The following is a 26696-nucleotide window of genomic DNA, read 5'->3' as shown; positions in this document are numbered from 1 at the left end:
CGCCGAATGGGGAAAGACGTGCGGGCACCCTCCGGGGCACAGTGGACCATCTCCGCCGACGGCCACGAGGCCGTCGTGGTGGAGGTCGGCGGCGGGCTGCGGGCCTACCGGCACGACGGGGTGGACTACCTCGACGGGTACGCCGAGGACGAGCTCAGCCCCGGCTCGGCCGGCCACGTGCTGGCGCCCTGGCCGAACCGGATCCGCGACGGTCAGTACACGTTCGCCGACCGCTCGCTCCAGCTCGACCTGACCGAGCCGGAGCGGCACAACGCCCTGCACGGCCTGGTCAACTGGGTCCGGTGGGAGCTGGTCGAGCAGTCGCCGGGGAGCGTGACGATCGGCTACGACCTGCCGCCCACCCCCGGCTACCCCTGGGCGCTGCGGCTGCGCAGCCGCTGGAGCGTCGGCGCGGACGGCCTGCGCGCCGAGCACGAGGTGACCAACCTGGCCGCCGAGCCGGCGCCGTTCGGCTTCTCCGTGCACCCCTACTTCCACCTGCCCAAGGTGGCGGTGGACGACCTGCTGCTGCGGGTGCCGGGGCGCAACCGGGTGCTGACGGACGGCCGGCTGCTGCCGGTGGCGGCGACCGACGTGACCGGCACCGAGTACGACTTCACCGCGCCCCGCCCGATCGGCGACCTGATGCTCGACCTGGCCTTCGGCGACGTGGCGCGGGACGCCGACGGCGGTTCGGCGGTGACGCTCGGCGCCCCGGACGCCGCGTCCGGGCTGCGGATCTGGGCCGACCGCGAGTTCGGCTGGTGGCAGGTGTTCACCGGGGACACGCTCGGCGGGGAGCGGCACCGCCGTTCGGTCGCGGTGGAGCCGATGACCTGCCCGCCGGACGCGTTCCGGTCCGGCAAGGACCTGATCACGCTCGACCCGGGGCAGACCTGGCGGGGCGCGTGGGGCGTCCGGCCAGAGGTCTGAGCGTGGAGTTCGCCGACGTGGTCCGGCGTCGCCGGATGGTCCGCAACTACGACCCCGACCGGCCGGTGCCGCCGGAGACCGTGGAACGGCTGCTGGAGCACGCGATCCGGGCCCCGTCGGCCGGGTTCGCGCAGGGCTGGGGCTTTCTGGTGCTGGAGGAGCCGGCCGACCGGGAACGGTTCTGGGCGGCCACCACGCCGGACGGCGGCGGCCGGGAACGCTGGCTGGCCGGGATGCGCCGGGCCCCGCTGATCGTGGTGCCGCACGCCAACCGCGACGCCTACCTGGACCGCTACGCCGAGCCGGACAAGGGCTGGGCGGACCGCGCCGAGGAGCGCTGGCCGGTGCCCTACTGGTACGTGGACACCGGCTTCGCCGCGCTGCTGATGCTGCTCACCGCCGTGGACGAGGGTCTCGGCGCCTGCTTCTTCGGGATCCCGCCGCAGCGGATCGGGGAATACCGGGACGCGTTCGGGGTGCCGCCGGAGCTGCATCCGATCGGTGCCCTCACCATCGGTTACCGCGCCGTCGACCACCGGTCACCGTCGCTGCGGCGGGGGCGGCGTCCGGTGGATGATGTGGTGCGGCGGGGGCGGTGGAGCTGAGCCGCTAGGCTGGCACCCACATCGTCAGCCGGGCCTGGGGGAGGAGAGCGCGCCGTGATCTTCAGGGCGGTCCGGGACGGGCGTCCCTACCCGGAGCACAACTACACGCTGAAGCAGTGGGCCGAGATCCCGCCGCGTCCGCTGCGGTTGGCCGAACTCATCACCACCAAGCGGGAACTGGCGCTGGACAAGCTCCTCGCGGAGGATTCCACCTTCTACGGCGACCTCTTCCCGCACGTGGTGCAGTGGAACGGTGGGCTCTACCTGGAGGACGGCCTGCACCGGGCGCTGCGCGCCGCCCTGCAGCAGCGCAACCAGATCCACGCCCGGGTGCTGGTCCTCGGCGAACAGGGCGAGTGACGCCCCCCTGAGTCTTCGTTAAGGTGACGCCATGACTCCTCTCGACCTGCTCGACCTCGACGCGTCGCTGAGCGAGGAGGAGCGCCAGATCCGCGCCGTCGTGCGCCAGCTCGTCACCGACCGGGTCCGTCCGCACGTCGCCGGGTGGTACGAGGACGGCGAGGTGCCGGCCCGCGACCTGGCCCGGGAGTTCGGCAAGCTGGGCCTGCTCGGCATGCACCTGACCGGCTACGGCTGCGCCGGGGCTTCCGCCGTCGCGTACGGGCTTGCCTGCCTGGAGCTGGAGGCCGGCGACTCCGGCGTCCGCTCGCTTGTCTCGGTGCAGGGCTCGCTGGCCATGTACGCGATCTGGCGCTTCGGCAGCGAGGAGCAGAAGCAGCGCTGGCTGCCGGCCATGGCGACCGGCGACGCGATCGGCTGTTTCGGGCTGACCGAGCCGGACCACGGCTCGGACCCGGCGTCGATGGCGACCCGGGCCCGCCGCGACGGGGACGACTGGATCCTCACCGGCGGCAAGATGTGGATCACCAACGCGCCGATCGCCGACGTCGCTGTCATCTGGGCCCGCACCGACTCCGGCGTGCGCGGTTTTGTGGTACCCATGGCAACCCCCGGGGTGGGCGCGCGAGAAATTCGTCGGAAGATGTCCCTCCGTGCCTCACTCACCGGCGAGATCGCGCTCGACGACGTGCGGCTGCCGGCGGACGCGCAGCTTCCCGGGGCGGCCGGGCTGAAGGCGCCGCTGAGCTGCCTGACCGAGGCCCGGCACGGCATCGTCTGGGGTGCCCTCGGCGCGGCCCGCGACTGCCTGGAGACCGCGCTGGAGTACGCGCGAACCCGCACCCAGTTCGGCCGGCCGCTGGCCGGCTTCCAGCTCACCCAGGCGAAGCTCGCCGACATGGCGGTGGAGTGGAACAAGGGGCTGCTGCTGGCGCTGCACCTGGGCCGCCTCGCCGACGCCGGGGCGCTGCGCCCCGAGCAGGTGAGCGTGGGCAAGCTGAACAACGTCCGGGAGGCGCTCGCCATCGCCCGGCAGTGCCGCACCATCCTCGGCGCGAACGGCGTCTCCGGTGACTATCCGGTGATGCGGCACGCCAACAACCTGGAGAGCGTGCTCACCTACGAGGGCACCTCGGAAATCCACCAGCTCGTCATCGGGCAGCGGCTGACCGGGCTCTCCGCATTCGCCTGACCTGCTCTTTCACTCGATCGTGGCGCTCAACGAGCGAGTGTCGCACGGTGCCCGTACCGTCATTGTCAGTCGATGTGTCGGACGAGGACGGTGAGGGCGATGGCCCGCGACGGTGACACCCAGCAGCCCACCAGGGAGTTCCCGGAATACCCGACCAGCGAGTCCCTGCACGACCGGGCGGAATACCAGCCCGACCCGCAGCCCGGCGTCCCCGCGCCGGGCGGCGGCGGTGGTCCCCGTGGTCTGCTCTGGGTGCTCGGCGCCGCCGCGCTCGCGGTGGTGGTGCTGCTCGGCGTGCAGGCGACCAACCTGCTGCCCGACTTCCGCAACCCGTTCGCCAAGGAGCAGACCGACCGCAGCCAGCCGCCGCTGCTCAAGTCGATCCGCGACCTGAGCCGCTACGTGGCGGCGGAGGGCAACTTCCAGGTGGTGGTCGACGTGCAGAAGGACCGACGCAACGTGCCCGACTTCCTGCTCAACGAGCGCACGCTCTTCGTGGGCGCGGGCCGGGTCGAGGCATACGTGGACTTCGCGAAGATCGGCGACGGGGCGGTGGTGGTCTCCGACGACGGCAAGTCCGTCGAGATCAAGCTGCCCGCGCCGCAGCTCGGCGAGACCGACCTGGACATGGACAAGAGCTACGTCTTCGCGGAGGAGCGGGGCCTGATCAACCGGCTCAACGACCTGGTGGCGGGCGACCCCAACCGGCAGCAGCAGATCTACAAGCTGGCCGAGGACCGGATCACCTCGGCCGCCCGGGACAGCGGGCTCACCGACCGCGCGCAGGAGAACACCCGCAAGATGCTGGAGGGTCTGCTGCGCTCCCTCGGCTACCAGAAGGTGACCGTCACCTACACGGCGCCCTGACCCGGCCCGACGCGCCCGCCCTCGGAGGGCGGGCGCGTCGTCGCGTGCGGGTCAGCGGGTGGCGAGGTAGCGGTCCTCGTTCGGCATCAGCACCCACAGGATCAGGTAGATGATCACCTGGGTGCCGGGCAGCAGCAGCGACAGCAGGAACAGCAGCCGGACCATGCCGGCCGACATGCCGAACCGCCGGGCGAGGCCGGCACAGACGCCGGCGAGCATGCGCCCCTCACGGGGCCGGACCAGTTTGCGACTCATCGTCGTCTCCCACTTCTGCGGCGATCCGCCGCGCTGATTCCACGGTAGGCAGGGGTGCGCGCCGCGCCCTCGGCCCCGAGGAGGATCGGCAACCAGGGCACCCGTAGGTGCTTACCCCGGAGCACCCGCACCGACGCGTCCACCGACATTCGCCGATACATCGACGAGCGATCCGCCCGCCGCCCGCCGTCCGTCGGACGCTCCGGTCTCCGTGACACCCGTCCTCGCGCCTCGCCCGTATCCGCCCCGCACCTGCTTCCACCAGCCCCTTACTTCCGCCCCGCTCAAGTTTCGACCCCGCTCGGCTCGGCTCGCCTCGCTTGGCATGGCTCTCGCTCGGCTCGGGGGTTCCGCCCCGTTGCCGCCCCTTCCGCCCTGCCCGCTTTGCGCCCGGGTCCTCGCGCCGGCCGCCGCGATCGGCTCGATCCCGTCGATCCAGGAGTCGTGGTGCCATGGTGTGTCGGCTCCAACTCCTTATCGGAGGTGCCACAACCCCAAGATCGACGCGGGTGGGGTGTGTGTCCCGATGCCGCATGTGGAGGCGGCGGGATCGGGTGAGTGGGGGTGTTTTTGGGATCCACGCTCCATTTATTGAGATAAGAGGAGATCTTGGAAGGAAAGTGCCCCTGGAGGGGCCGATTTCTACCAAGATCTTTTCGGGCCGTGGGCCGTGGGCCGTGGGCCGTGGGCCGTGGGCCGTGGGCCGTGGGCCGTGGGCCGGGCGTTGGGCGGTGAGCGGAGGCGTGGGCCGAGGAGCGGCGACGGGGCGGGTGCGAGGCGTGGGCGGTGGACGGTGGCGAGAGGGGGCTGGTGGGGGCAGGCGAGCGGGGGGCGTGGGGCGGGGTCGGGGCGGGTATTGAGCTGGGCGGGTAGGCTCGCCGGTCGGCGCCTCCACCCTTGGCGCCGGCCGTGCCGACCCCGGACAGAGGGCGCGGCATCGCACCGGCTCGGAACCGCACAACGGGGACGACGGCGAGGAAAGTGCAGCCATGATCAGTGTTTTCGACCTCTTCAGCGTCGGTATCGGGCCGTCCAGCTCGCACACCGTCGGGCCGATGCGGGCCGCCCGGACGTTCGTGGGTGGCCTGAAGGCCGACGGGCAGCTCGCCGACGTGGCCCGGGTGCAGGCGGAGCTGTTCGGCTCGCTCGGCGCCACCGGGCACGGCCACGGCAGCGACCGCGCGGTCCTGCTGGGCCTGGAGGGTGAGGCGCCGGAGACGGTCGACACGGACGCGGTCGGTGAGCGGATCGCCCGGATCCGGGCCGAGCGGCGGTTGAGCCTGTTCGGCAGCCAGGAGGTCGACTTCGACCCGGACCGGGACCTGGTGCTGCACCGTCGACGCTCGTTGCCGTACCACCCGAACGGGATGACGTTCGCGGCCTTCGACGCGACCGGGAACGAGGTGCGGTCCCGCACCTACTACTCGGTCGGTGGCGGGTTCGTGGTGGACGAGGCGGCGGCCGGGGCGGACCGGATCAAGCCGGACAGCACCCGGGTGCGGTACCCGTTCCTCACCGGCGCGGACCTGCTGCGGGTCACCCAGGAGACCGGGCTGTCGATCAGCGAGGTGATGCTCGCCAACGAGCTGTCCTGGCGCAGCGAGGCGGACGTGCGCGCGGGGTTGCTGCACATCTGGCGGGTGATGCGGGAGTGCGTGGCGAACGGCTGCTCCCGCGACGGCGTACTCCCGGGTGGGTTGAAGGTCCGCCGCCGCGCGGCCGAGCTGCGGCGCGGCCTGGAGGCGGAGCACGGCGCGGACGACCCGCTGCGCGCGATGGACTGGGTGACGCTGTTCGCGCTCGCGGTCAACGAGGAGAACGCGGCCGGCGGTCGGGTGGTCACCGCGCCGACCAACGGCGCCGCCGGGATCATCCCGGCCGTGCTGCACTACTACACGCGGTTCGTGCCGGGCGCCTCCGACGACGGGGTGGTCCGGTTCCTGCTGGCCGCCGGCGCGATCGGGGTGCTGTTCAAGGAGAACGCCTCGATCTCCGGGGCCGAGGTCGGCTGCCAGGGCGAGGTCGGTTCGGCGTGCTCGATGGCGGCGGCCGGGCTGGCCGAGGCGCTGGGTGGCACGCCGGAGCAGGTGGAGAACGCCGCCGAGATCGGCATGGAGCACAACCTGGGGCTCACCTGCGACCCGGTGGGCGGGCTGGTGCAGATCCCGTGCATCGAGCGCAACGCGGTGGCGAGCATCAAGGCGATCACGGCGGCCCGGTTGGCGTTGCGCGGTGACGGGGTGCACCACGTGTCGCTCGACAAGGTCATCAAGACCATGCGGGAGACCGGCGCGGACATGAAGGTCAAGTACAAGGAGACGGCGCGGGGCGGGCTCGCGGTCAACGTCATCGAGTGCTGACCCCGTTGGGGTGACCTCCCGCTGACGACCGCCGCGCCGGCGGGGAGGAAGGCGACGATGGTGCGGTGACGTCCGGCGTCGCGGCGCTCTGGTCGGCCCGCACCTCGCTGCGCATCCTCATCCGGCGGGATCTCGCGGTGAAGTACCAGCAGTCGGTGCTGGGCTACCTCTGGTCGCTCATCGAACCCCTGGGCATGGGCCTGATCTACTGGTTCGTCTTCGGGGTGCTCTATTCCGGGGCGACCCGGCGGCATCTGGGCGAGGCGGCCGGCTCGTACCCGCTGTTCCTGATCACCGGGATCTTCGCCTGGATGTGGGCCAGTTCGGCGTTGACCGAGGCGGCCGGCGCGCTCACCGGGCAGGCCCGGCTGATCACCACGATGAACCTGCCCCGGCCGATCTTCCCGATCGGCCGGGTCGCCGGCCGTTTCGCCGAGTATCTGGCCGGGCTGCCGATCCTGGCCGCCATCGCGGCGATCTACGCGGCCCAGGGGAAGATCCACCCGGGCTGGAGCCTGCTCGCCCTGCCGCTGGCCGTGGCCGTGCAGTTCGTGCTGCTGGTGGGCCTCGCGCTGCTGCTGTCGGCGGGCAACGTGCTGATGCGCGACATCGAACGGATCATGCGGCTGGCGATCCGGCTGTTGTTCTACGCCACCCCGATCATCTACCCGTTCAACCTGGTCCGGGACTCCGGAATGCCGGGCTGGCTCACAGTCGGCTACGAGTTGAACCCGCTGGTCGGGATCTTCCAACTGCACCACTCCGTCTGGTATCCGGACGAGTTCCCGGACGCCCGGCTGCTCACCATCACCGTGGTGGGCAGCCTGCTGGTGCTGGCGCTCGGCTGGTGGGCGTTCCGCCGCCTGGAACCGGCCGTGCTGAAGGAACTCTGAGTGGCGCCGATCATCGAGGCGGACGGGCTGGGCATCCGGTTCGTCCGGAACCGGCGTCGCCAGTTGCGGCTGCGGGAGCTGATCGTGCACCGGGGCGCCCGCGACCCGGACGCCGGGCGGTTCTGGCCGCTGCGGGACCTGTCGTTCCGGATCGAGCCGGGCGAGACGGTGGGGGTGGTGGGGCGCAACGGCACCGGCAAGAGCACGCTGCTGCGGCTGATCGCCGGCGTGCTCATCCCGGACGAGGGCGCGATCCGGGTGCACGGCCGGGTGGCGCCGCTGCTGGAGTTGTCCGCCGGATTCTCCGGGGACCTGACCGGCCGGGAGAACCTCTACCTGGTCGGCGGGCTGCACGGGCTCTCCTCCGACTACCTGCGCCGGCACTTCGACGAGATCGTCTCGTTCGCCGGCGAGCAGGTGGAACGCGCCATCGACACGTCGGTGCGGCACTACTCGTCGGGGATGAAGGTGCGCCTGGGGTTCGCGGTGATCGCGCACCTGCCGCACCCGGTGCTGTTGGTGGACGAGGTGACCGCGGTCGGGGACGCGGAGTTCCGCGCGAAGTGCTATGCGACCATCGAGCGACTTCTCGCGGAAGGGCGCACGCTGGTGCTGGTGTCACACAACGACAAGGACCTCACCCGGTTCTGTCGTCGGGGGCTCTACCTCGACGCCGGACGGTTGACGGTCGACGGGACGATCGACGAGGCACTGCGGGCCTACGCCGACGCGGCGCAGCGGTGACGCTCGCGATCGTGCTCGCCGCCGGGCCGGCGGCGGGCCGGCTCACCGAGCCGTCGAGCCCGCCGGCCGAGCCGGCTCCGGGTCGACCCGACGGGGAACCGCCCACCGAACGCCTGGCCGCGCAGTGGCGTCGGGCCGGGGCGGACGACGTGCGTGTCGCCGCCGACCTGGCCGAGCTGGCCGACCTGGTGGCCGGCGCGACCGGTCCGGTGCTGGTCGGCGGCGTCGACCTGGTGGCGCACACGGCCGTACTCCGGCATCTCGCGACCAGCCCGGTGGGGCCGACGGTGGCGCTGGTGCTCACCGATCCGCCGGCCGCCGGGCAGGCGACGGTGCGGGAGGAACGCGGCCAGGTGGTCGCGGTCGGCGACGACGCGGACGCGACCGGCGTGTTCGGCGGCGCGCTGCGGGTCGGCGCGGCCGACCTGCCGGCGCTCGTCGACGCCGCCCGCGCGGCGGCCGGACCGGCGTCGGTCGCCACCGCGTCGGTCGAGGCGGCGGAGTTCGGCGCCGCGGCGACCGGGCCGGCGACCGGCGGGCCGCTGGGCGCGGTGGACCGGCTGGTGGCCGAACTCGCCGCCCGGGGGTCGCTGATCTTCGCCCATCGGGTACGCCTCCTGGTTGCGCACCGGGTCGGTGACGCGGCCGGGCGGGCCGCCGCCGAGGCGGCGGTGGCGGCGGTCGACGAGGACCGGGCCGAGCTGAAGCTGTCGGTGAAGGAGCGGGACGACTTCTTCACCACGTTCTTCGTCAGCACCTGGTCCCCGTACGTCGCGAAGGCCGCCGCCCGGATCGGGTTGGGCCCGAGCGGGGTGACGCTGTTCTCGGTGCTGTTCGCGGTGGCGGCGGCGGTGCTGTTCGGCGTCGGTGGCCGGCCCGCGCTGGTGGCCGGCGCGGTGCTGCTCTACCTGGGGTTCGTGCTCGACTGCGTGGACGGGCAGGTGGCCCGCTACACCCGGCACTTCAGCGCCTGGGGCGGCTGGCTGGACACGATGGCGGACCGGTTCAAGGAGTACGTCGTCTACGCCGGGCTCGGCTTCGGGGCGACGCACGCCGGGTTCCGCTACGGGTGGGCGCTGGCGCTGGCCGCGATGACGTTGCAGACCGTGCGGCACATGACCGACACCTGGTACGGCGCGCTGCACGACGAGGCCGCGCGCCGGCCGAAGGTGGTGACCGGCGACGTGGGCGGGCTGGGCGGCAAGCTGAACGCCGCGTCGACGCGGGTGCAGGCGGACACCGGCTCGGTGTCGTACTGGCTGAAGCGGACCGTGGTGTTCCCGATCGGTGAGCGGTGGGCGTTGATCGCGGTGGCCGCCGCGCTGTTCGGGCCGCTGGTGGCGCTCTGCGCGGTGCTGGTCTGGGGCACGTCGGCGTTCGCGTACACCGGGGCGTTGCGGACGCTGCGGGCGCGCTGGATGCGGGTGCCGGTGCTGACCACTGTCGATGCCGACCTGCACCGCGACGACGGCCTGCTGACCGGGACGCTGCCGACGACCCGCCGGCCGCTGGTGACGGCGTTGGTGGGCGCGTTCGCGGCGGCGGCGCTGTTGGTCTGGGCGCTGTGGGCGGTGCACGACGGGCGCGACCTGCCCGGCTGGGGCGTGATCGTCGCGATGGTGCTGCTGCTGGGCGCGGCGCAGGGTTCCCGGGCGCCGCACGCCGGGGCGTTGGACTGGCTGGTGCCGGCCGCGTTGCGGGCCGCCGAGTATCTGTTCGCGATCGCGGTCGGGGTGGCCGGGCGGGCGCCGGCCTGGCTGATCTTCGCCTACGTCCTGGTGCTGACGCTGCACCACTACGACCTGACCGCGCGGCTGGAGAAGCGGCAGGCGGTCCCGCCGCTGCACGCCGCCACGCTGGGCTGGGAGGGGCGCTCGCTGCTGCTGGCAGCAGCGGCAACTGCCGGAGTTGTGAGCTTCGCTCTGACTACAATGACAGCGTACCTTTTTGTGGTTTTCGTCGCGAGCGTGGTCCTCGCCTGGGTGGTCCTGCCGGCCCGCGCCCGTGGGGGTGCCACCTCGCCGGGCTGACGGAGGGCGGGCCGGGATGACGCTGATCAGTTTCGTCGTGCCGGCCTACCGGGTGCAGGGCTACCTGCGGGAATGCCTCGACTCGATCCTCGACCAGCCGTTCGCCGACGTCGAGGTGATCGGGGTGGACGACGCCTCACCGGACGACAGCGGCGAGATCCTGGCCGAGTACGCGGCCCGCGACCCCCGGGTGCGCCCGGTCCGGCTCGCCGAGAACGTCGGGCTCGGTCCGGCCCGCAACATCGGGCTGGACCGGGCCGTCGGCGAGTACGTGTGGTTCGTCGACGGGGACGACTGGCTGGTGTCCGGCTGCCTGCCGCACGTCGCCGACCGGCTCCGGGACACCCGCCCGGACGTGCTGATCGTGGACCACGTGCGGGCGCACTGGAACAACGTCGGCACCCGCAGCGCCATGCGCGACGTGTTCCCCGAGCCGCCCGGCCCGGAGACGTTCGCGCTGCGGGACCGGCCGGAGACGCTGAAGCTGCTGCACACCGCCTGGAACCGGCTGATCCGCCGGGAGTTCCTCGCCGAGCACGGGCTCCGCTTCGCGCCCGGCTGGTACGAGGACGTCTCGTTCAGCTATCCGGCGCTGATGGCGGCCGACCGGATCGGCGTGCTGGACCGGGTCTGCCTCAACTACCGGCAGCGCCGCACCGGGGCGATCACCCGGACCCGGGGCGACCGGCACTTCGAGGTCTTCGCCCAGTGGCACCGGGTGTTCCGGCTGATGGACCGGTGGGGCGCGGACGGGCTGCGGCCGGCGGTCTTCGAGCGGATGATCTGGCACTACCTGACCGTGCTCGGCAACGGCGAGCGGATCGCGCCGGAGCTGCGGGCGCCGTTCTTCGCCCAGATGCACGCCGACTACGTCCACTTCCTGCCGCCCGGCGGCTATCCGGTCCCGCCCGGCGCGGAGGGGGTGAAGCACCGGCTGGTGGCGGCCGGCCGGTGGCGGACGTTCAGCGCGTTGCGCGAGGTCCACCAGGTGCGCGACGCCGCGCGGGGGACGGCCGGCCGGGCCCGGCGGCGGGTGGCGCCGGTGGTGCGCCGGACCGCCCGGCGGGCCCGGGACACCGCGTTGCGCGAGTACTACCGGGCCGAGTTGCGTCGCCCGATCGACCCGACGCTGGCGGTCTACGCGGCCTACTGGTACCGGGGCTACTCCTGCAACCCGGCGGCGATCTACGAGGCCGCCCGGCGGCTCGCCCCGCAGGTGCGCGGCGTCTGGATCGTCCGCCGCGACCGGGTGGGCACGCTGCCGCCGGGCGTGGAGTACGTCGTCGCCGGCACCCGCGAGTACCACCGGGTGCTGGCCCGGGCGCACTGGCTGGTCAACAACGTGAACTTCCCGGACTTCGTGCGCAAGCGCCCCGGCTCGGTGCACGTGCAGACCCACCACGGCACGCCGGTGAAGGTGATGGGGCTGGACCAGCAGCGCTACCCGGGGGGCGCGATGGGGATGAACTTCGCCGGCCTGCTGCGCCGGGTGGACCGCTGGGACTACAGCATCACCTCGAACAGCTTCTCCACCCAGATGTGGGAGCGGGCGTACCCGGCCGACCACGTCACGCTGGAGGTCGGCTATCCGCGCAACGACCGGCTGGCCCGGGCCACCGCCGACGAGGGCCGCCAGGTCCGCGCCGCGCTGGGCATCGGGCCCGACGAGTACGTGGTGCTCTACGCGCCGACCCACCGGGAGCACCTGCCCGGCTGGCGACCCCCGTTCGACCCGGACCGGATGCGCGACGTGCTGGGCCCGGCCGGGCGGCTGCTGATGCGCAGCCACTACTTCCACGACCGGGACCGCCGACCGCGCGGGCCGGCGGCGGGCGGCGTGCTCGACGTCAGCGCGTACGAGCGGGTGGAGGATCTCTACCTGGCCGCGGACGTGCTGGTCACCGACTATTCGTCGGCGATGTTCGACTATGCGGTGCTGGACCGGCCGATCGTCGTCTACGCGCCGGACTGGGACGCCTACCGGGTGGCGCGGGGCGTCTACTTCGACCTGCTGGCGGAGCCGCCGGGGGCGGTTGCGGTCGACTTCCCGGGGCTGCTGGACCTGTTCCGCTCCGGCGCGGTCGCCGGCGAGGCGGCAGGTCGGGCGCGCGCCGCGTTCCGGGCGCGGTTCTGCGCGCTCGACGACGGGTACGCCGCCGAGCGGGTGGTGCGCCGGGTGTTCCTCGGCGAAAACCCCTGAAAGGGGTTACTGGTTGGTCACTTAACCGTGGTGCCCGGCGAATACCGCTTAATAGGACTGTCACGAGCCGAACATGGCACGTTTACCCGATGTGCGAATCCAATGATCCTGGTCACAGTCATTCCCGAGTTCGGGCAAGCGACTGGGGAGGTGACGGTGACCACCGTCGCGCTCAAGGATGTCACCAAGGTGTTCCAGGACGGAACCATCGCGGTCGACACCATAAATCTGGACGTCAACGACGGCGAGTTCATGGTGCTGCTGGGGCCGTCGGGCTGCGGCAAATCCACCGTGCTGCGGATGGTGGCCGGGCTGGAGGATCCGACCTCCGGCGCGGTCATGCTCGGCGGTGAGCTGGCCAACGACCTGCCGCCGCGGGACCGGAAGATCGCCATGGTCTTCCAGGATTTCGCGCTCTATCCGCACATGACCGTCGGCGACAACATCGGCTTCCCGCTGCGGCTCTCCGGCATCGAGTCCGGGCCGCGCGGCGAGCGGATCCAGGACGTGGCCGGCGCGCTGGGCATCGGGGACGTGCTGGCGCGCAAGCCGAGCCAGCTCTCCGGCGGTCAGCGGCAGCGGGTGGCCATGGGCCGGGCGATAGTCCGCCGGCCCGGCCTGTTCCTGATGGACGAGCCGCTCTCCAACCTGGACAGCGGGCTGCGCGCCGAGCTGCGGGCGGAGATCTCCGCGCTCACCCGGGAGCTGGGCGTCACCACCATCTACGTCACCCACGACCAGGCCGAGGCGCTCACCATGGCCGACCGGGTGGCCATCATGCGCAAGGGCGTGCTCCAGGACGTGGGCACCCCCACCCAGGTGTACGGGCGACCGGCGACGCTCTACGTCGCCGCGTTCCTGGGCAGCCCCCGGATGAACCTGCTGGAGGCGTCGGTCTACGTCCACCTCGACCGCTACGTCGCGCTGAACCTCGGTGAGCAGGCGCTCTATCTGCCCTGGGACGACATCCGCAGCCGCGCGGTGGCGCACTACCACGGCGAGCGGATCGTGGTCGGGCTGCGCGCCGAGGCGCTCACCCCGGTCGCCCCGGACACCGCCGGTGACGTGCTGCACGGTCGGATCCGCTATCTGGAGCACCACGGCCACGAGTCGCTGGCCTTCCTCGACATCGGCGCCACCGCGATCGTGGTCGACGAGATGGGCACCCCGGTCGAGCGGACCGCCCCCGGCCAGCGCAGCCTGCGCCGCTTCGGCCAGGTGGTGCAGCGGCTCACCGGCCGGTCCGGCTCGCCCGACGCCGCCGCCGCGCCGTCGTCCAACGGCAACGGGGGAGGTGGCAACCGCACCAGCGTGCTGCCCGACCCGGGCCGGCACCACCGCCGCCCGGCCGAGCTGGCGGTGCGGCTGGCGCCCTACCCGCAGGTGTCGGCCGGGCACCCGCTGGCGGTGCAGGTGCGGATGGACGCGCTGCATTTCTTCGACGAGCGCGGCGACCGCATCGACGTCGGCTGGAGATGAAAGGAGGGGCCCCCTGTTAACGCATTCCGCATAGGCGGGGGCCCCTGTTAACGCTCGTCGGGCGGTGACGCGACCGGTGGCCGGCGGTACGGCCCCCAGGCGACGAAGCGGGTGAACATGTCGGTGGGCGACGGAGCGCCGGCCGGGTTCAGGCGGTAGAGGTCCCGCGTCGCCTCGTAGAGCAGCCCGCACAGGTAGATGGAGAGGCTGACCGGGTTGTCCTCGTACTCGGCGCGGAGCAGCAGGCGGGCGCTCGGGCAGGGCCACCGCTGGCCGCACGCCCGGCAGCACCACATCGGACGCAGCGGCGTGTGCGGCGCGGCGTGACCGGGGTACGGCCGCGGGCGGTTCGCCGCCGGCCCGTCCGGCGGTTGGCTTCTCACGGGTGCTCCTGTCGTTGGCGGGTAACGGACGAATTCGGCTTCACTGCGTGACAGTGTCGTCACGGCGTGGCTAGGGTCGGAAGGTGTTCCGCCCCCACCGTCCGGGCCGTCCGACCGGCCGACTTCCGTGTGCAGCCGTGTGCAGAGGTGTGCAGATGATCCGTGTGCCGTTGTGGGAACTCTTCGCCGGTGAGCTGCGGCGACTTCGCACCGAGGCCGGGCTGACCCAGGAGGCGCTGGCCGAGCGGGTGAGCTATTCGGCCTCGCTGGTGGCGGCCGTCGAGCAGTGCCGCCGCGCGCCGCGCGCCGAGTTCACCGAGCGCTGTGACGAGGTGCTCGACGGCGGCGGCCTGCTGGTCCGCATCCGGGACGCGCTGGTGCAGGAGGCGCTGATGCCGTGGTTCCGCGAGTGGGTGGGCATCGAGCAGGAGGCAGCCGCGCTGCGAAGCTTCGAGCCATTGGTGGTCCCCGGCCTGATGCAGACCGAGGAGTACGTCCGCGCACTGCACGAGGGCGCGAGCCCGCTCGTCGGCGAGGCGCTGGAACAGCAGGTGGGTGCCCGACTCGCCCGGCAGGCGGTGCTGGACCGGCCGGCGCCGCCGCAGTTCGTGGCGGTGCTCGACCACTCGGTGCTGACCCGTCCGGTCGGCGGGCCGAAGGTGATGCGCGAGCAGTTGGCGCACCTGGTCGAGATGGGGCGGCGGCCTCGGGTGCACCTGCATCTGGTGCCGGAAACGGTCGGTGCCTATCCGGGGCTCAACGGCGCGTTCGTGCTCGCCACCCCGGCGGACGGGGATGACGTCGGCTATCTGGATAACCAGTTGCACGGTTCCATCGTGGAGCGGACGGTGGACATAAACTCGCTGCGGCAGACCTGGGAGTCGGTCCGCGCGGAGGCGATGCCGCACGGGGCGACCCTGGCGGCGATCTCGGAGGCGGCGAAACGATGGAGCTGACCGGCGCGACCTGGCGTAAGAGCACCCGCAGCAGCGGCAACTCCGGTAACTGCGTCGAGGTGGCGGACAACCTGCCCGGCGTGGTCGGGGTCCGCGACAGCAAGGACCGGCGGGGGCCGGCGCTGGCGTTCACGCCGGCGAGTTGGGCGGCGTTCGTCGCGTACACCAAGCGGGTTTGACATGTGTGTCGCCGTCATCGCTGTGATGATCGGGGTCAGCGAGGGACGAGGCGGCTTCCGCCCGGCGCGCCGCTTCGCACCAGCGCGTATCCGCGCCTGGGGATGACCCGGCCGGGCCGCGGTGTCGGCCTCACCCGGCGTCGGCGGTCGACTGTTCCGGCGAGAACGGCGGCTCCTCACCCGGCCTGCACCGACCGTCCTCGGCGAATCGCATGATCCACAGCTCCCGCCACTCCTGGTCGGCTCAACCCGTGCTCAGGTGCTCGTGGCACCGGTCGCCGGTGGTGTCCGGCAGGAGGACGCACCCGCACACGTGGCAGGTTCCCCAGCGGCCGTACCAGGACCCGGTACGGCGGAATCGGGCGAGGGCGGCCCCGCCAGGCGGCCAGGTCGACCTTGTCAGTCTCGCCGTCGACCTCCGGGCACCCGGGCTCACTGCCGGCCAGGAAACCGGCGACGAAATAGCGGGCCTCCTCCGACATCGCCCCCATCCCGGCGCGTGAGACGTTGTAGCCCACGCCGGTGTGGGGACACCACGCGGCCATCCGACCGACGAAGGTGTGGCCGTTCCCGACGAGGAAATCGCGCCCGCCGCAGTTGGCGTCGAACCACAGCCGCTCGTCGACCGCGGGCTCGTCGAGCGGTGCCCGCTCCCAACGCAGCGGCAGGCTCACCTTCGCCACGACGCACGAGGGAACCTCCGCGTCGACGGTGGACGGCCACCAGGCGACGAGATTGGCCCCCCGCTCGTGGGCGAACGCGATCGCCTCGTCTCGGGGCGTCAGCGCCAGGCCCGAACCGCTGTCGAGGTAGACCTCGGCAGCCTCGATCCCCTCGTCGAAGCGAGACTCGGCAAGCGACCACATCCTGTCCGGCATGGACGTCGATTCTAAGTGCCTTGTGGGTTCACCCCGCCGGCTCGGTGACCTGCTGAGGAGCATCTATCATCGTCCGAGCGCGTTCTTCCGGGTCGTCGGCTCGCCCGGGCGGGTACCGGTGGCCGCCCGGCCGCCAGCGCGGCGGCCGTGATGTCCCACCTGTGGTGACCGGTTCCCCCGAGGAGTTCCGATGTTCGACCCGACTCCTGGTGTCGATCCGGAGCGGGCCGCGCGGCTCACCGCACTGGTCCGGGAATGCCTGCCGCTGTGGGACCAGGACGACGGCAGGGAGGTCGTCCAGCGGCTACTGCGGGACCGGGACGTCGGCGTCTTCGACGCGATCCTGATCACGCGGGAACTGCTGGGCGCCCGCGCGGGCGATCTCGGTGAGGCCAAGGCGATCGTGCTCAGCAGCCCCGCCCGTGATGATGTCCGGCGATCACACCAGCAGCTCGTGGACACCCTCGAACGCGCGCAGGACGTCGCCGAAGCCGTACAGGTCGTCATCGGTGCCGACCGGACGACAGTCATCGCCGTCGACGGCCCGAGCGCATCGGGCAAGACGACGCTGGCGGAGACCGTCGCGGAACTGCTCGACGGCGCGACGATCGTCCACGGCGACGACTTCTGTCGACCCATGCCCGACCACGAACGTGCCCAACTCGACCCGCAGCAGGGCTACCAGCGGCACTTCGACTGGCAGCGGCTCCGCGACCAGGTCCTGGTGCCGCTGCGCGCCGATCGGACGGCGCGCTACCAGAGCTACGACTGGAACACCGGGCGACTCGCCGGCTGGACGGAGGTCACCCCAGGAGCCCCGGTCATCGTGGAGGGCGTCTACTCCGCCCGGCCGGAGCTGAGCCCTTACTACCACCTCACCGTCTATGTCGACACGCCGCGTGAGATCTGCCTGCGCCGGATGCGGGCGCGTGGCGAGCACAGCGAAGAGTGGATCACGCGGTGGCGTGCCGCCGAGGACTTCTATCTCCGGACGACCTGGCCCCAGTCCCGGGCCCGGCTCCTCGTGCGCGGCCACTGACGCAGACGTGTGTCGGGATCACGTCCGGCGTAGCTCGCGGAGCACGCCGTGCCGGCGCAGCGCCCAGGCGAGACGCCGGGCGCTCGGATGCCGCACGAACAGCACCGCCGCGCGACGGATCAGGCCGAACCGGTTCTCGCTCAACTGGTCGTCGACCGCCCGCCAGATCAACTCGCGCACGTCGGCGCTGTCGAGCGTCCTCCGCACCTCACGGCGTACCTCCGGGTCCTCGGTCGCCGAGGTGATCGCGGCGGCCCGGCCCGGGCGGTCCGCGAGTGGCTCCACCGCCGCCGCGACGAGTGGCCGGCGGACCGCGTCCCGCTCCAGCAGCAGCAACACGGCTTCCCGGATCTCCACCGTGTCCAGGCCGGACCGCAGCAGGCCCAGCAGGCTGCGCTCGACCTCGCGCTCGTGATCCGGGTCGGCCAGCGTGGCCAGAAGCACCGTTATCTCGTCGAGGTCGATGAGGTGTCGCAGCCCGTCGCGGAACTCCGGCGACTCCCACGCAACCCGCAGACCGGTGACGAGATTGCGGTTCATGGGCCGTCCGCTACCCGGAGGCGAGGGCCGGCGAAACGCCCGGCCGCTTGCCCAGGAAGTTACCGGCGAGTAGCGTTCGGGCATGTCCATCGACTCTCGGCAGGTGGCGGCCGGTCTCCTCGAAGCGGTGCCGTTCGCCCGTACCCTCGGCATCGAGATCCTCGAGGTCGCGCCCGAGGCCGCCGGCGGCGTCCGGGCCGTGGTCCGGCTCCCCGACGACCCGGCGCACCACAACCACGTCGGCGGCCCGCACGCCGGCGCCATGTTCACGCTCGGCGAGACCGCCTCCGGCGCGGTGGTGCTCGCCGCGTTCGGGCAGGTGCTCGACCGGGCCGTACCGCTGGCCGTGACCGCGACCATCGGCTACCGCAAGGTGGCGATGGGGCCGGTGCTGGCCACCGCGCGGCTCGGCCGTCCGCCGGCCGACGTGCTGGCCGAGCTGGACGCCGGGCAGCGGCCCGAGTTCGGCGTCGAGGTGGAGATCGGCACCGAGGACGGCGTCGTCACCTCGACACTCACCGTCACCTGGACGCTGCGCCCGAACCGCTGACATCCGAATCGGGTTTGCCCGGTGACCCGCCTGGATAGATTCAGGCAATGCTGGGCCTACCCGCGCACGTGACCGCGTGTCTCTTCGATCTGGACGGCGTCCTGACGCAGACCGCCAAGGTGCACAACGCCGCCTGGGCCGAAACGTTCGACGCGTTCCTCCGGCACCGGTCGGCCGAGACCGGCGAGCCGTTCCGCCCGTTCGACCCCGGACCGGACTACAACCGGTACGTGGACGGAAAACCACGCGCCGACGGGGTGCGCTCGTTCCTCGCCTCGCGCGGCATCACGCTGCCCGAGGGCACCCCCGACGACCCGCCGGACGCGGACACCGTCAACGGCGTCGGCAACCGCAAGAACGTCGTCCTGCTCCAGCGGATCGCGCACGACGGCGTCGAGGTCTACGACGGCTCGGTGCGCTACCTGGAGGCGGCGACCCGGGCCGGGCTGCGCCGGGCGGTGGTCTCCGCCAGCGCCAACTGCGAGGCCGTGGTGCGCGCCGCCGGGCTGGACCGCTGGTTGGAGGCGCGGGTCGACGGCGTGGTCGCCCGCCACCGCAAGCTCCAGGGCAAACCACACCCGGACACGTTCCTGGAGGGTGCCCGGGTGCTCGGCGTCGACCCGGCGAACGCCGCCGTCTTCGAGGACGCGCTCGCCGGGGTGGCCGCCGGGAAGGCCGGCGGCTTCGGCTACGTGATCGGCGTCGACCGGGTCGGCCAGGCCGACGAGCTGCGCGCGCACGGCGCCGACGTGGTGGTCACCGATCTCGCCGAGCTGCTCACCACGGAGCCCGCCGCATGATCCGGGAACGGTCCTACCCGGTCGAGCCCTGGCACGTCCGCGAGGTGCGGCTCGACATGGACGTGCTGGCCCAGTCCGAGTCGGTCTTCGCGCTGTCCAACGGTCACATCGGGCTGCGTGGCAACCTCGACGAGGGTGAGCCGCACGGCCTGCCCGGCACCTACCTGAACTCGTTCTACGAGCTGCGCCCGCTGCCCTACGCGGAGGCCGGCTTCGGCTTCCCCGAGTCCGGGCAGACCATCGTCAACGTCACCAACGGCAAGCTGATCCGGCTGCTCGTCGACGACGAACCGCTCGACGTCCGCTACGGCGAGCTGCTCGACCACGAACGGGTCCTCGACCTGCGGGCCGGCACGCTTCAGCGGGAGGTGCACTGGCGTTCCCCGGCCGGCCGCGAGGTCAAGGTGCGCAGCACCCGGCTGGTGTCGTTCACCCACCGCTCGGTCGCGATGATCAACTATGAGGTGGAGGCGGTCGACGGACCCCTACGGCTGATCCTCCAGTCCGAGCTGGTGGCGAACGAGTCGCTGCCCCCGCAGAGCCGCGACCCCCGGGTCGCCGCCGTCCTCGAGTCGCCGTTGCAGGCCGAGGAGGAGCTGACCACCGACGACGGCGGCCTGCTCATCCACCGCACGAAGGTCAGCGGCCTGCGGGTCGCCGCCGCGATGGGCCACGACGTGCACGGCCCGGAACACACCACCATCGAGTCCGAGGGCTTCCAGGACTGGGTCCGCACCACCATCGGCTGCGTGCTCAAGCCCGGCGAGAAGCTGCGCGTGGTCAAGTTCCTGACGTACGGCTGGTCCAGCCGCCGGTCGCTGCCGGCGCTGCGCGACCAGGTCGGCGCCGCGTTGTCCTCCGCCCGCCTGGACGGCTGGGACGGGATGCGCCGCGCGCAACGCGAATACCTGGACACCTTCTGGGACGCCGCCGACGTGCGCGTCGAGGGCGACCCGGAGGTGCAGCAGGCGGTCCGGTTCGGGCTGTACCACGTGCTCCAGGCCGGCGCCCGCGCGGAACGGCGGCCCATCTCCGCCAAGGGCCTCTCCGGCCCCGGGTACGACGGGCACGCGTTCTGGGACACCGAGATGTTCGTGCTGCCGGTGCTGACCTACACCCAGCCCGGCGCGGTGCGCGACGCGTTGCAGTGGCGCTACGACACGATGGCCCAGGCGCAGGAACGGGCCCGCACCCTGAACCTGGAGGGCGCCGCGTTCCCGTGGCGCACCATCGAAGGACCCGAGTCGTCGGCCTACTGGCCGGCCGGCACCGCCGCGTTCCACATCGCCGCCGACGTCGCCGACGCCCTGCGCCGCTACGTGCTGGTCACCGGCGACGAGGCGCTGGAGCGGGAGATCGGGCTGGAACTGCTGGTCGAGACCGCCCGGCTGTGGCGCTCGCTCGGCCACCACGACCGCGCCGGCCGGTTCCACATCGACGGGGTGACCGGGCCGGACGAATACACCGCGGTGAAGAACGACAACGTCTACACCAACCTGATGGCGCAGCGGAACCTGTTCACCGCCGCCGACTGCGCGATGCGCTACCGCGACCAGGCGCTCCAACTCGGCGTCACCGAGGAGGAGGCCGCCGCCTGGCGGGACGCCGCACAGGACATGCACGTCCCGTACGACTCCGAGATCGACGTGCACGAGCAGGTGGAGGGCTTCACCCGGTTGCAGGAGTGGGACTTCGAGCACACGCCGCCGGAGAAGTACCCGCTGCTGCTGCACTACCCCTACTTCGACCTCTATCGCAAGCAGGTGGTGAAGCAGTCCGACCTGGTGCTCGCCATGCACTGGCGCGGGGACGCGTTCAGCGCCGCCGAGAAGCTGCGCAACTTCACCTACTACGAGCGGCGCACCGTCCGCGACTCGTCGCTGAGCGCCTGCACCCAGGCAGTGCTCGCGGCCGAGGTGGGGTTCCCCGAGTTGGCCCACCGCTATCTGCGCGAGGCCGCGTTGATGGACCTGCACGACCTCAACGAGAACACCCGCGACGGCGTGCACATGGCGTCGCTGGCCGGCGCCTGGATCGCGCTGGTCGCGGGCTTCGGCGGGCTGCGCGACCACGACGGGACGTTGTCCTTCGCGCCCCGGCTCTCCAGCCGGCTCAGCCGTCTGGAGTTCTCGTTGCAGTGGCGGTCGATGCGGCTGCGCGTCGACGTCCGGCCGCACCAGACGACATATTCGCTGCGCAACGGCGGGCCGGACACGGTGCTGGACCTGCTGCACCACGGCGAGCCACTGCGGGTCACCTGCGCCCGGCCGGTCACCGTGCCGGTGCCGCAGGCGCACCCGTCCGGGCCGCAGCCGGAGCAGCCGCCGGGCCGGGCACCGCTGATGCACCTGCCGGAGCACGCCGGCTGAGGCCGGGCGGTCCCGCCCCGGAGGGCGGGACCGCGCGGTCCGCGTACCTCAGAACTGGGGTCCGTTGGACGGACGTCCGCCCGTGTCGCGCGGCGCGACCGCCCGCGGGTCCTCGGGGGTACGCGCCGACGCGGCGCGGTCGGCCCAGTCCGGCGAGCGTTCCAACTCCTGTTCGCGCCGTTTCTGGTCGGTCGGTTCCTGCTCCCGCGTCCTGTCCTTCTTCGCCATCGTCAGAACCTCGCGATCGGTCGGGGTCCGTGGTCACCCCGCGCGTTCCCGTCGGAGGTGTGGCTCAACCGTCCAGGTGGCCGGCGAAGCTCTGCCGCAGGTGGTTCTTGGGCCGGGAGCCGACGGTCGAGCCGACCACCGCGCCGCCCTTGAACACGAGCAGCGTCGGCGCGGACATGACCTGGTAGGCGCGGGTGGTCGCCGGGTTCTCGTCGGTGTTCAGCGTGACGAAGCGGATCGCGTCGCCGAACTCCCCGGCCAGCTCGGCCAGGTGCGTCGACACCACCCGGCAGGGCGGGCACCACTCGGCCCAGAAGTCGACAACGACCGGCCGGTCGGCGGCCAGCACCTCGGCCGCGAACGTGGCGTCGGTGACCGGGCTCAGCGTGCCGGTCCGCGTGTCCTGAGGCATGTTTCCTCCCGTTGGGCGATCGCGCGGGCGAGTTGGTCGTGCAGTCGGCGGCGGACCGAACCGAGCCGGTCGAGGTAGTCGTCCACCTCGGCGAGCTTGCGCCGCAGCACCGCCACGGAGTCGGGGCAGACGTCGCCGGAGTCGTGCCCGGCCCGCAGGCAGGCGACGAACGGGCGGATGTCGTCCAGCCCGAAGCCGATCGCCAGCAGCGACCGGATCTCGTGCACGACGCGCAACTCCGCCTCGTCGTAGACCCGGTAGCCGTTGGCGGACCGGCCCGGCCGGACCAGCCCGTGGGTCTCGTAGTAGCGCAGCGTGCGGGTGCTCGTGCCGGCCCGCCGCGCCAACTCCCCGATCCGCATCCACGCCTCCAGCCCCGCCCGCCCCCGTTCCAGCTCGACGCTAAACCTTGCCGCCGACGTCAACGCAACCCCGCGCCCCCCGCACCCCTCTGGGGCGATCATGAAGGTCGGCCGGCTGGGGAAGCGCTCTCCCGGCGGCCAACTTCATGATCGGCGGGGTGGGGGGTATGCGGGTGGCGGAGGTGAGGGGCGTGCGTGAGGTTTCGGTGCCGGTGGTGGACGGCGGGTTGGTCGGGGACGTGGTCGTGCCGCCGGGAGCGGTCGGCGTGGTGTTGTTCGCGCACGGGAGCGGCAGCTCACGGCACAGCCCGCGCAACGTGGCCGTGGCGCGGGCGCTCACCGCACGCGGGCTGGGAACGGTGCTCGTCGACCTGCTGACCGTCGACGAGGAGGCCCGCGACCAGGTCACCGCCGAGCTGCGCTTCGACATCGGGATGCTGGCCGAGCGGCTCGCCGGCATCGTCGACTGGATGGGCGCCGACCCGGAGCTGGGCCGGGTGCCGGTCGGGCTCTTCGGCGCCAGCACCGGCGCGGCCGCCGCGCTGGTCGCCGCCGCGACCCGGCCCGAGCAGGTGGGCGCGGTGGTGTCCCGGGGCGGGCGTCCGGACCTGGCCGGCAGCTCACTGACGGCGGTACGCGCACCGACGCTGCTGCTCGTCGGTGGCCTGGACGAGGAGGTGATCACGCTGAACGAGCAGGCCCGCGACGCGCTGGGCGAGGTGGCCGAGCTGCGGATCGTGCCCGGCGCCACCCACCTCTTCGAGGAGCCCGGCACACTGGAGCAGGTGGCCGACCAGGCCGGTGCCTGGTTCGTCAGCCACCTGCGCCAGCCGCACCCAGCCTGAGCGGGGGCGCGGACGGCCCTTGAGCTGGGCGTCCGTGGGCCGGCCGGCTCAGCCGGCGGCCTCGGCGGACCGGTGCCGCTGCACGGTGTCCAGCACCCGCCAGAGCACCGCGGCGATCGGCACCGAGACGAACGCGCCGGCGACGCCGGCCACCAGCGTGCCGGCGGTGACCACCACCAGGATGACCGCCGGGTGCAGTTGGACCTGGCGGCGCATCACGAGCGGCTCCAACAGGTTGCCCTCGATCTGCTGCACGGCGATCACCGCGGCGAGCGTGAGCAGGGCGGTGGTGGGGCCGTTCGCGGCCAGCGCGACGAGCACCGCCACCGCGCCGGCGACGGTGGCGCCGATGATCGGCACGAACCCGCCGACGAAGGTGATCAGGGCGAGCGGCAGGGCCAGCGGGACACGCAGCACGACGAGCGCCAACCCGATGCCGATCGCGTCGATCGCCGCAATGATCATCGTGCCCCGGCTGTATGCCCCGAGCGTCCGCCAACCCGCCCGGCCGGCCGCGGCGGTCACCTCGCGACGCGGCCCGGTCAGCCGCCGCAGCACCCAGTGCCACATCGACCGGCCGTCCTTGAGCAGGAAGAAGAGCAACACCAGACCGAGCAGGAGCGCCCCGGCCACCTCGGCCGCCTTCCGCGCGCCGGCCACCGGGTCGGGGGCGCCGGCGCTGACCCCCTGGCGGATCTGCTCGATCAGCTCGTCGAGCTGCTGGTCGGACACCGGCAGGGTGGAGGTGACGAACTCGCGGCCGCGTTGCAGGCCCTGGTCGAGTTGCTGACTCAACTCGCCGAACTGGCTCGCGGTGAGGTTCCAGACCAGCACCCCGGCACCGACGAGAACGCCGAGCAGCAGCAGGAGGGAGAGCAACGCGGCGAGCGCGGCCGGCACGCGCAGCCGGCGCAACCGCACCAGCACCGGGTCGAGCAGCGCGGTGAGGAACAGCGTGCCGGCCAGCGCCACCGCCAGCGGGGCCAGCAGCACCGCGACCCTCCCGAGCAGCCACAGGCCGGCCGCCACCACCAGCAGGCAGGCGCTCCAGGTGACCGCCGTCCGCACCGGCCAGGGCAACCCCGTCCAGGTCTGTCGCGGCCCGGGCTGCGCCACGCCGACCCGCGCCTGCGACGGCGCGTCCGCCGGCCGCGTCTCGCCCGGCTGCGTCGCACCGGCCCGCGCCTCGGCGGCCCGCGCGTCGTCCGGCCGGGCCGGCTCCTGCCGGGCCGGGTCAACCTGGGCCGGGTCGGGCCTGCCAGCGTCCACGTCGCCTCCTCGATCGTGGCCGTTGGTACCCGACACGGGTGAATCCGACACCCGGGCCTGACCGCCCGGTGTTTGCGCCCCCGGCCTCAGGGAAGGTTTTCAAGGTACCGAAGGGAGATTGCGACATGAGTGACTTCATGGACAAGGCCAAGGACTTCGCCGACAAGCACGACGAGCAGGTCGACAAGGGTCTCGACAAGGCCGGCGACATGGCCGACCAGCGCACCGGCGGCAAGTACGACCAGCAGATCGACAAGGGCGTCGACATGGCGCAGCAGCGCACCGGTCAGGGCGACACCGCACGCTGACCACCCCTCAGGGCACCACATGCGACGGCGGCCACGCTCCGGTGGGGAGCGTGGCCGCCGCGACGATCGGTCGGTGGGTCAGGAGCTGTAGCCGCGACCGGCGATCCAGTTGGCCAGCTCGGTCACGCTCATCCAGTACGTCGGCTCGTCCGGACGGGCCGGGTCGGCGATCAGCACCCGGTTCCCGTCGTCCTCGTACCGCACCACGGTCAGGTAGTGGCCGGGGTAGTAGTGCTCCACCCCGTCGACGTCCCGGGCGCCACCCAGGATGTTCGCCACCACCGGCCGGTCCGCGTCCACCGCGGCGCGAACGTCCGCGCGCAGCCGCTCGACCTGCTCGCGGGTGGCCACGTCGTCGCGAATCTCGGTGGTCCTGTACTTGCCGCCGGTGTACTCGTTGAGCACCCGGGTGATGTCGATCGCGGAGTCGGTGCCGCTCTCGGTGGTGCCCAGCTTGGCGGCCAACTCGTCCTGGCTGACATCCTTGTCCTCGGCCGAGAGCGCGATCCGGGCCGAGGCCGGCCCGCAGTAGAAGAAGTTCGGCTGCGCCTGGTACTCGTAGTCGGCGCTGCGGTCACCCTTGCCCTTGACCGGGGCGGCGTGCGCGGCCGCGGCCGGGCCGGCGACGGCGCTGCCGGCGGCGGCCAGGCCGGCGACGGAGAGCAGGCACCTACGAACGATCGGGTTCATGCAGGGCTCCATTCGGGGGTCGACGCTCCACGGGGAGACGCGGCACCTTCAGTGGCGCTCGGCGTACGCCAGAGTGCAACGGCCCTGGTGGTGCCCCCATTCCGGGGGTGAGCGCGGCCACCGGAGAACCGGACGCACGCCTCAGTCGGGCAGATTCCCCAACAGGCGGGTCACGCTGATCTCCAGGACCACCCGCTCCGGGTTCGGACGCGGCCGGCGATAGCGGGCGGCGTACCGCCGCTCGGCCTCGGCCACCGATTCCGGGTCACGACGCAGCACCGCCCGGCCCTCCACGGTCAGCCACCAGCGGCCGTCGACCTGACACACCGCGACCGGCGTGCCCGCCGACCCGGCGGCGGCCACGTGCCGGGCCTTGGTCGACCCACCCGAGGTGATCACCCGGGCCAGCCCGGCCTCCGGGTCGAAGGTCACCCCGACCGGTACGACGTGCGGGGTGCCGTCGGCGCGCAACGTGGTGAGCGTGGCGAGGTGCCGATCGGCGAAGAAGCGGGTGACCCGCCCGTCGTGCGGGTCCAACCGGTGATCCCCGGGCATGCCGTCTCCTCGCTCGCTGCCTGGCCGTCGAGCTGATGATCGGTCATCGACGCGACACGTCGCCCGGCGGGGCGGCGGGCAGCGACGTGGTCGGGGCATCGTGGGTTACCCGCTGCGCCGCCCGGTGCTTGGCGGCCAGCCGGCCCAGATAGAACAGCGCGCCGGCCAGCACGCCCATGTCGTCCAGGTAGATCGGGTCGGGCAGCAGGTCGATCGGCAGGATCGTGTAGATCAGCGCGCCGTAGAACGCGACCTTGCCACCGGCGCCGAGCGCCCCGAGCATGCGGCGGGTGCGGACCACCCGGATCGCGAGCAGCACCGCTCCGACAAGCGTCGCCGCCGCGACGACGACGGCCAGGCCGACCAGCAACCAGGATTCACGGGACACGGCATCACGCTAGCCCAGCCGGGCCAT

Annotated in this window: 30 protein-coding genes; 19 read left to right on the top strand and 11 right to left on the bottom strand. The window is 72.5% G+C overall.

The genetic code is table 11. The features are described from left to right. Positions 1-6: 6 nt before the first annotated feature. The 5 genes from O7618_RS22790 (at position 7) to O7618_RS22770 (ending at position 3957) form a co-directional block, all read left to right on the top strand. Positions 7-933: an aldose 1-epimerase family protein gene (locus O7618_RS22790; protein ID WP_278108156.1), complete on the top strand. Its 927-nt coding sequence runs from the start codon at positions 7-9 to the stop codon at positions 931-933. Between the two features lie 2 nt (positions 934-935). Further along, on the top strand, positions 936-1538 hold the full coding sequence (locus O7618_RS22785; RefSeq protein ID WP_278108155.1) for a nitroreductase family protein: 603 nt from the start codon (positions 936-938) through the stop codon (positions 1536-1538). Positions 1539-1592: 54 nt separating this feature from the next. Further along, the gene (locus O7618_RS22780) at positions 1593-1898 is read left to right on the top strand and encodes a type II toxin-antitoxin system VapB family antitoxin (RefSeq protein ID WP_091062625.1); all 306 of its coding nucleotides are present in this window, start codon (positions 1593-1595) and stop codon (positions 1896-1898) included. Between the two features lie 31 nt (positions 1899-1929). Beyond that, entirely contained in the window at positions 1930-3090 is a 1161-nt protein-coding gene (locus O7618_RS22775; protein WP_278108154.1) for an acyl-CoA dehydrogenase family protein, read from the top strand. Between the two features lie 99 nt (positions 3091-3189). Next, the gene (locus tag O7618_RS22770; protein WP_278108152.1) at positions 3190-3957 is read left to right on the top strand and encodes a DUF4230 domain-containing protein; all 768 of its coding nucleotides are present in this window, start codon (positions 3190-3192) and stop codon (positions 3955-3957) included. Between the two features lie 51 nt (positions 3958-4008). Here the strand turns inward: O7618_RS22770 and O7618_RS22765 are convergent, their stop codons facing one another. Continuing rightward, positions 4009-4212 carry a PspC domain-containing protein gene (locus O7618_RS22765; protein WP_278108151.1) on the bottom strand — a complete coding sequence of 68 codons (204 nt, stop codon included), beginning with the start codon at positions 4210-4212 and terminating at the stop codon, positions 4009-4011. 989 nt (positions 4213-5201) lie between these two features. On the opposite strand from O7618_RS22765, the gene O7618_RS22760 reads away from it, so the two are divergent. The 6 genes from O7618_RS22760 to O7618_RS22735 all read left to right on the top strand — a co-directional run bounded on the left by O7618_RS22760 (position 5202) and on the right by O7618_RS22735 (position 13918). Beyond that, positions 5202-6572 carry an L-serine ammonia-lyase gene (locus O7618_RS22760; RefSeq protein WP_278108150.1) on the top strand — a complete coding sequence of 457 codons (1371 nt, stop codon included), beginning with the start codon at positions 5202-5204 and terminating at the stop codon, positions 6570-6572. 65 nt (positions 6573-6637) lie between these two features. Next, positions 6638-7465 (top strand): ABC transporter permease, encoded by an 828-nt coding sequence (locus O7618_RS22755; protein WP_278108149.1) that lies wholly within the window; start codon positions 6638-6640, stop codon positions 7463-7465. Next, entirely contained in the window at positions 7466-8209 is a 744-nt protein-coding gene (locus tag O7618_RS22750) for an ABC transporter ATP-binding protein (protein ID WP_181571425.1), read from the top strand. 113 nt (positions 8210-8322) lie between these two features. After that, positions 8323-10239, top strand: a complete 1917-nt coding sequence (locus tag O7618_RS22745; protein ID WP_278110116.1) for a DUF5941 domain-containing protein — start codon at positions 8323-8325, stop codon at positions 10237-10239. Positions 10240-10255: 16 nt separating this feature from the next. Continuing rightward, positions 10256-12439 (top strand): bifunctional glycosyltransferase family 2 protein/CDP-glycerol:glycerophosphate glycerophosphotransferase, encoded by a 2184-nt coding sequence (locus O7618_RS22740; RefSeq protein WP_278108148.1) that lies wholly within the window; start codon positions 10256-10258, stop codon positions 12437-12439. A 156-nt stretch (positions 12440-12595) separates the two neighbouring features. Next, positions 12596-13918, top strand: coding sequence for an ABC transporter ATP-binding protein (locus tag O7618_RS22735; protein ID WP_278108147.1), 1323 nt, complete (start codon positions 12596-12598; stop codon positions 13916-13918). A 47-nt stretch (positions 13919-13965) separates the two neighbouring features. On the opposite strand, the gene O7618_RS22730 is transcribed toward O7618_RS22735, so the two are convergent. Further along, entirely contained in the window at positions 13966-14301 is a 336-nt protein-coding gene (locus O7618_RS22730; protein WP_278108146.1) for a hypothetical protein, read from the bottom strand. Positions 14302-14456: 155 nt separating this feature from the next. Here O7618_RS22730 and O7618_RS22725 point away from each other — a divergent pair, with 155 nt between their 5' ends. Both O7618_RS22725 and O7618_RS22720 read left to right on the top strand, forming a co-directional pair. Continuing rightward, complete coding sequence (locus O7618_RS22725; protein WP_278108145.1) at positions 14457-15257, top strand: helix-turn-helix transcriptional regulator; 801 nt, start codon at positions 14457-14459, stop codon at positions 15255-15257. Beyond that, positions 15248-15436, top strand: coding sequence for a DUF397 domain-containing protein (locus tag O7618_RS22720; RefSeq protein ID WP_278108144.1), 189 nt, complete (start codon positions 15248-15250; stop codon positions 15434-15436). The genes O7618_RS22725 and O7618_RS22720 overlap by 10 nt, the downstream gene beginning before the upstream one ends. 176 nt (positions 15437-15612) lie before the next feature. Here O7618_RS22720 and O7618_RS22715 read toward each other — a convergent pair whose 3' ends face one another. Then, entirely contained in the window at positions 15613-16314 is a 702-nt protein-coding gene (locus O7618_RS22715) for a hypothetical protein (RefSeq protein ID WP_278108143.1), read from the bottom strand. A gap of 190 nt (positions 16315-16504) precedes the next feature. Here O7618_RS22715 and O7618_RS22710 point away from each other — a divergent pair, with 190 nt between their 5' ends. After that, positions 16505-17353 (top strand): AAA family ATPase, encoded by an 849-nt coding sequence (locus O7618_RS22710; RefSeq protein WP_278108142.1) that lies wholly within the window; start codon positions 16505-16507, stop codon positions 17351-17353. Between the two features lie 18 nt (positions 17354-17371). On the opposite strand, the gene O7618_RS22705 is transcribed toward O7618_RS22710, so the two are convergent. Next, complete coding sequence (locus O7618_RS22705; RefSeq protein ID WP_278108141.1) at positions 17372-17893, bottom strand: hypothetical protein; 522 nt, start codon at positions 17891-17893, stop codon at positions 17372-17374. A gap of 82 nt (positions 17894-17975) precedes the next feature. Between O7618_RS22705 and O7618_RS22700 the strand changes: the two genes are divergently transcribed. Genes O7618_RS22700 through O7618_RS22690 form a run of 3 tightly spaced genes read left to right on the top strand, consistent with a single transcriptional unit; the run spans position 17976 to position 21612 of the window. Beyond that, positions 17976-18443: a DUF4442 domain-containing protein gene (locus O7618_RS22700; RefSeq protein WP_278108140.1), complete on the top strand. Its 468-nt coding sequence runs from the start codon at positions 17976-17978 to the stop codon at positions 18441-18443. Between the two features lie 47 nt (positions 18444-18490). Further along, positions 18491-19243: a beta-phosphoglucomutase family hydrolase gene (locus tag O7618_RS22695; protein ID WP_278108139.1), complete on the top strand. Its 753-nt coding sequence runs from the start codon at positions 18491-18493 to the stop codon at positions 19241-19243. Continuing rightward, positions 19240-21612: a glycosyl hydrolase family 65 protein gene (locus tag O7618_RS22690; protein WP_278108138.1), complete on the top strand. Its 2373-nt coding sequence runs from the start codon at positions 19240-19242 to the stop codon at positions 21610-21612. Before O7618_RS22695 ends, O7618_RS22690 begins: the two co-directional genes overlap by 4 nt. Before the next feature lie 48 nt (positions 21613-21660). On the opposite strand, the gene O7618_RS22685 is transcribed toward O7618_RS22690, so the two are convergent. The 3 genes from O7618_RS22685 to O7618_RS22675 form a co-directional block, all read right to left on the bottom strand. Further along, a complete protein-coding gene (locus O7618_RS22685) occupies positions 21661-21840 on the bottom strand; it encodes a hypothetical protein (protein ID WP_278108137.1) in 180 nt (59 codons plus the stop codon). Between the two features lie 64 nt (positions 21841-21904). After that, positions 21905-22252, bottom strand: a complete 348-nt coding sequence (gene trxA / locus O7618_RS22680) for a thioredoxin (protein WP_278108136.1) — start codon at positions 22250-22252, stop codon at positions 21905-21907. After that, positions 22222-22614: a MerR family transcriptional regulator gene (locus O7618_RS22675; RefSeq protein ID WP_278108135.1), complete on the bottom strand. Its 393-nt coding sequence runs from the start codon at positions 22612-22614 to the stop codon at positions 22222-22224. Before O7618_RS22675 ends, trxA begins: the two co-directional genes overlap by 31 nt. A 146-nt stretch (positions 22615-22760) precedes the next feature. On the opposite strand from O7618_RS22675, the gene O7618_RS22670 reads away from it, so the two are divergent. Then, a complete protein-coding gene (locus tag O7618_RS22670; RefSeq protein ID WP_278108134.1) occupies positions 22761-23459 on the top strand; it encodes a dienelactone hydrolase family protein in 699 nt (232 codons plus the stop codon). A 48-nt stretch (positions 23460-23507) separates the two neighbouring features. Here the strand turns inward: O7618_RS22670 and O7618_RS22665 are convergent, their stop codons facing one another. Continuing rightward, a complete protein-coding gene (locus tag O7618_RS22665; protein ID WP_278108133.1) occupies positions 23508-24728 on the bottom strand; it encodes an AI-2E family transporter in 1221 nt (406 codons plus the stop codon). A 125-nt stretch (positions 24729-24853) separates the two neighbouring features. On the opposite strand from O7618_RS22665, the gene O7618_RS22660 reads away from it, so the two are divergent. Continuing rightward, the gene (locus O7618_RS22660) at positions 24854-25036 is read left to right on the top strand and encodes an antitoxin (RefSeq protein WP_181571440.1); all 183 of its coding nucleotides are present in this window, start codon (positions 24854-24856) and stop codon (positions 25034-25036) included. 78 nt (positions 25037-25114) lie between these two features. On the opposite strand, the gene O7618_RS22655 is transcribed toward O7618_RS22660, so the two are convergent. The 3 genes from O7618_RS22655 to O7618_RS22645 all read right to left on the bottom strand — a co-directional run bounded on the left by O7618_RS22655 (position 25115) and on the right by O7618_RS22645 (position 26669). Further along, positions 25115-25726, bottom strand: coding sequence for a C39 family peptidase (locus O7618_RS22655; RefSeq protein ID WP_278108132.1), 612 nt, complete (start codon positions 25724-25726; stop codon positions 25115-25117). Positions 25727-25867: 141 nt separating this feature from the next. Further along, a complete protein-coding gene (locus O7618_RS22650; RefSeq protein WP_278108131.1) occupies positions 25868-26281 on the bottom strand; it encodes a TIGR03618 family F420-dependent PPOX class oxidoreductase in 414 nt (137 codons plus the stop codon). A 43-nt stretch (positions 26282-26324) separates the two neighbouring features. Next, the gene (locus O7618_RS22645) at positions 26325-26669 is read right to left on the bottom strand and encodes a YkvA family protein (protein ID WP_278108130.1); all 345 of its coding nucleotides are present in this window, start codon (positions 26667-26669) and stop codon (positions 26325-26327) included. Positions 26670-26696 lie beyond the last annotated feature (27 nt).

The sequence above is a fragment of the Micromonospora sp. WMMD980 genome (assembly GCF_029626035.1).
Taxonomy (GTDB): Bacteria; Actinomycetota; Actinomycetes; order Mycobacteriales; family Micromonosporaceae; genus Micromonospora.
The sequence above is the reverse complement of the archived record's forward strand: the minus strand, read 5'-3'. Positions and strand labels throughout refer to the sequence as shown.

Excerpts from the sequence above, each read along its gene's own strand:
- O7618_RS22790 (WP_278108156.1), top strand. The coding sequence starts at position 7 with ATGGGGAAAGACGTGCGGGCACCCTCCGGGGCACAGTGGACCATCTCC.
- O7618_RS22775 (WP_278108154.1), top strand. The coding sequence starts at position 1,930 with ATGACTCCTCTCGACCTGCTCGACCTCGACGCGTCGCTGAGCGAGGAG.
- O7618_RS22770 (WP_278108152.1), top strand. The coding sequence starts at position 3,190 with ATGGCCCGCGACGGTGACACCCAGCAGCCCACCAGGGAGTTCCCGGAA.
- O7618_RS22765 (WP_278108151.1), bottom strand. The coding sequence starts at position 4,212 with ATGAGTCGCAAACTGGTCCGGCCCCGTGAGGGGCGCATGCTCGCCGGC.
- O7618_RS22760 (WP_278108150.1), top strand. The coding sequence starts at position 5,202 with ATGATCAGTGTTTTCGACCTCTTCAGCGTCGGTATCGGGCCGTCCAGC.
- O7618_RS22740 (WP_278108148.1), top strand. The coding sequence starts at position 10,256 with ATGACGCTGATCAGTTTCGTCGTGCCGGCCTACCGGGTGCAGGGCTAC.
- O7618_RS22725 (WP_278108145.1), top strand. The coding sequence starts at position 14,457 with ATGATCCGTGTGCCGTTGTGGGAACTCTTCGCCGGTGAGCTGCGGCGA.
- O7618_RS22720 (WP_278108144.1), top strand. The coding sequence starts at position 15,248 with ATGGAGCTGACCGGCGCGACCTGGCGTAAGAGCACCCGCAGCAGCGGC.
- O7618_RS22715 (WP_278108143.1), bottom strand. The coding sequence starts at position 16,314 with ATGCCGGACAGGATGTGGTCGCTTGCCGAGTCTCGCTTCGACGAGGGG.
- O7618_RS22710 (WP_278108142.1), top strand. The coding sequence starts at position 16,505 with ATGTTCGACCCGACTCCTGGTGTCGATCCGGAGCGGGCCGCGCGGCTC.
- O7618_RS22705 (WP_278108141.1), bottom strand. The coding sequence starts at position 17,893 with ATGAACCGCAATCTCGTCACCGGTCTGCGGGTTGCGTGGGAGTCGCCG.
- O7618_RS22700 (WP_278108140.1), top strand. The coding sequence starts at position 17,976 with ATGTCCATCGACTCTCGGCAGGTGGCGGCCGGTCTCCTCGAAGCGGTG.
- O7618_RS22695 (WP_278108139.1), top strand. The coding sequence starts at position 18,491 with ATGCTGGGCCTACCCGCGCACGTGACCGCGTGTCTCTTCGATCTGGAC.
- O7618_RS22690 (WP_278108138.1), top strand. The coding sequence starts at position 19,240 with ATGATCCGGGAACGGTCCTACCCGGTCGAGCCCTGGCACGTCCGCGAG.
- O7618_RS22685 (WP_278108137.1), bottom strand. The coding sequence starts at position 21,840 with ATGGCGAAGAAGGACAGGACGCGGGAGCAGGAACCGACCGACCAGAAA.
- trxA (WP_278108136.1), bottom strand. The coding sequence starts at position 22,252 with ATGCCTCAGGACACGCGGACCGGCACGCTGAGCCCGGTCACCGACGCC.
- O7618_RS22675 (WP_278108135.1), bottom strand. The coding sequence starts at position 22,614 with ATGCGGATCGGGGAGTTGGCGCGGCGGGCCGGCACGAGCACCCGCACG.
- O7618_RS22670 (WP_278108134.1), top strand. The coding sequence starts at position 22,761 with ATGATCGGCGGGGTGGGGGGTATGCGGGTGGCGGAGGTGAGGGGCGTG.
- O7618_RS22660 (WP_181571440.1), top strand. The coding sequence starts at position 24,854 with ATGAGTGACTTCATGGACAAGGCCAAGGACTTCGCCGACAAGCACGAC.
- O7618_RS22655 (WP_278108132.1), bottom strand. The coding sequence starts at position 25,726 with ATGAACCCGATCGTTCGTAGGTGCCTGCTCTCCGTCGCCGGCCTGGCC.
- O7618_RS22650 (WP_278108131.1), bottom strand. The coding sequence starts at position 26,281 with ATGCCCGGGGATCACCGGTTGGACCCGCACGACGGGCGGGTCACCCGC.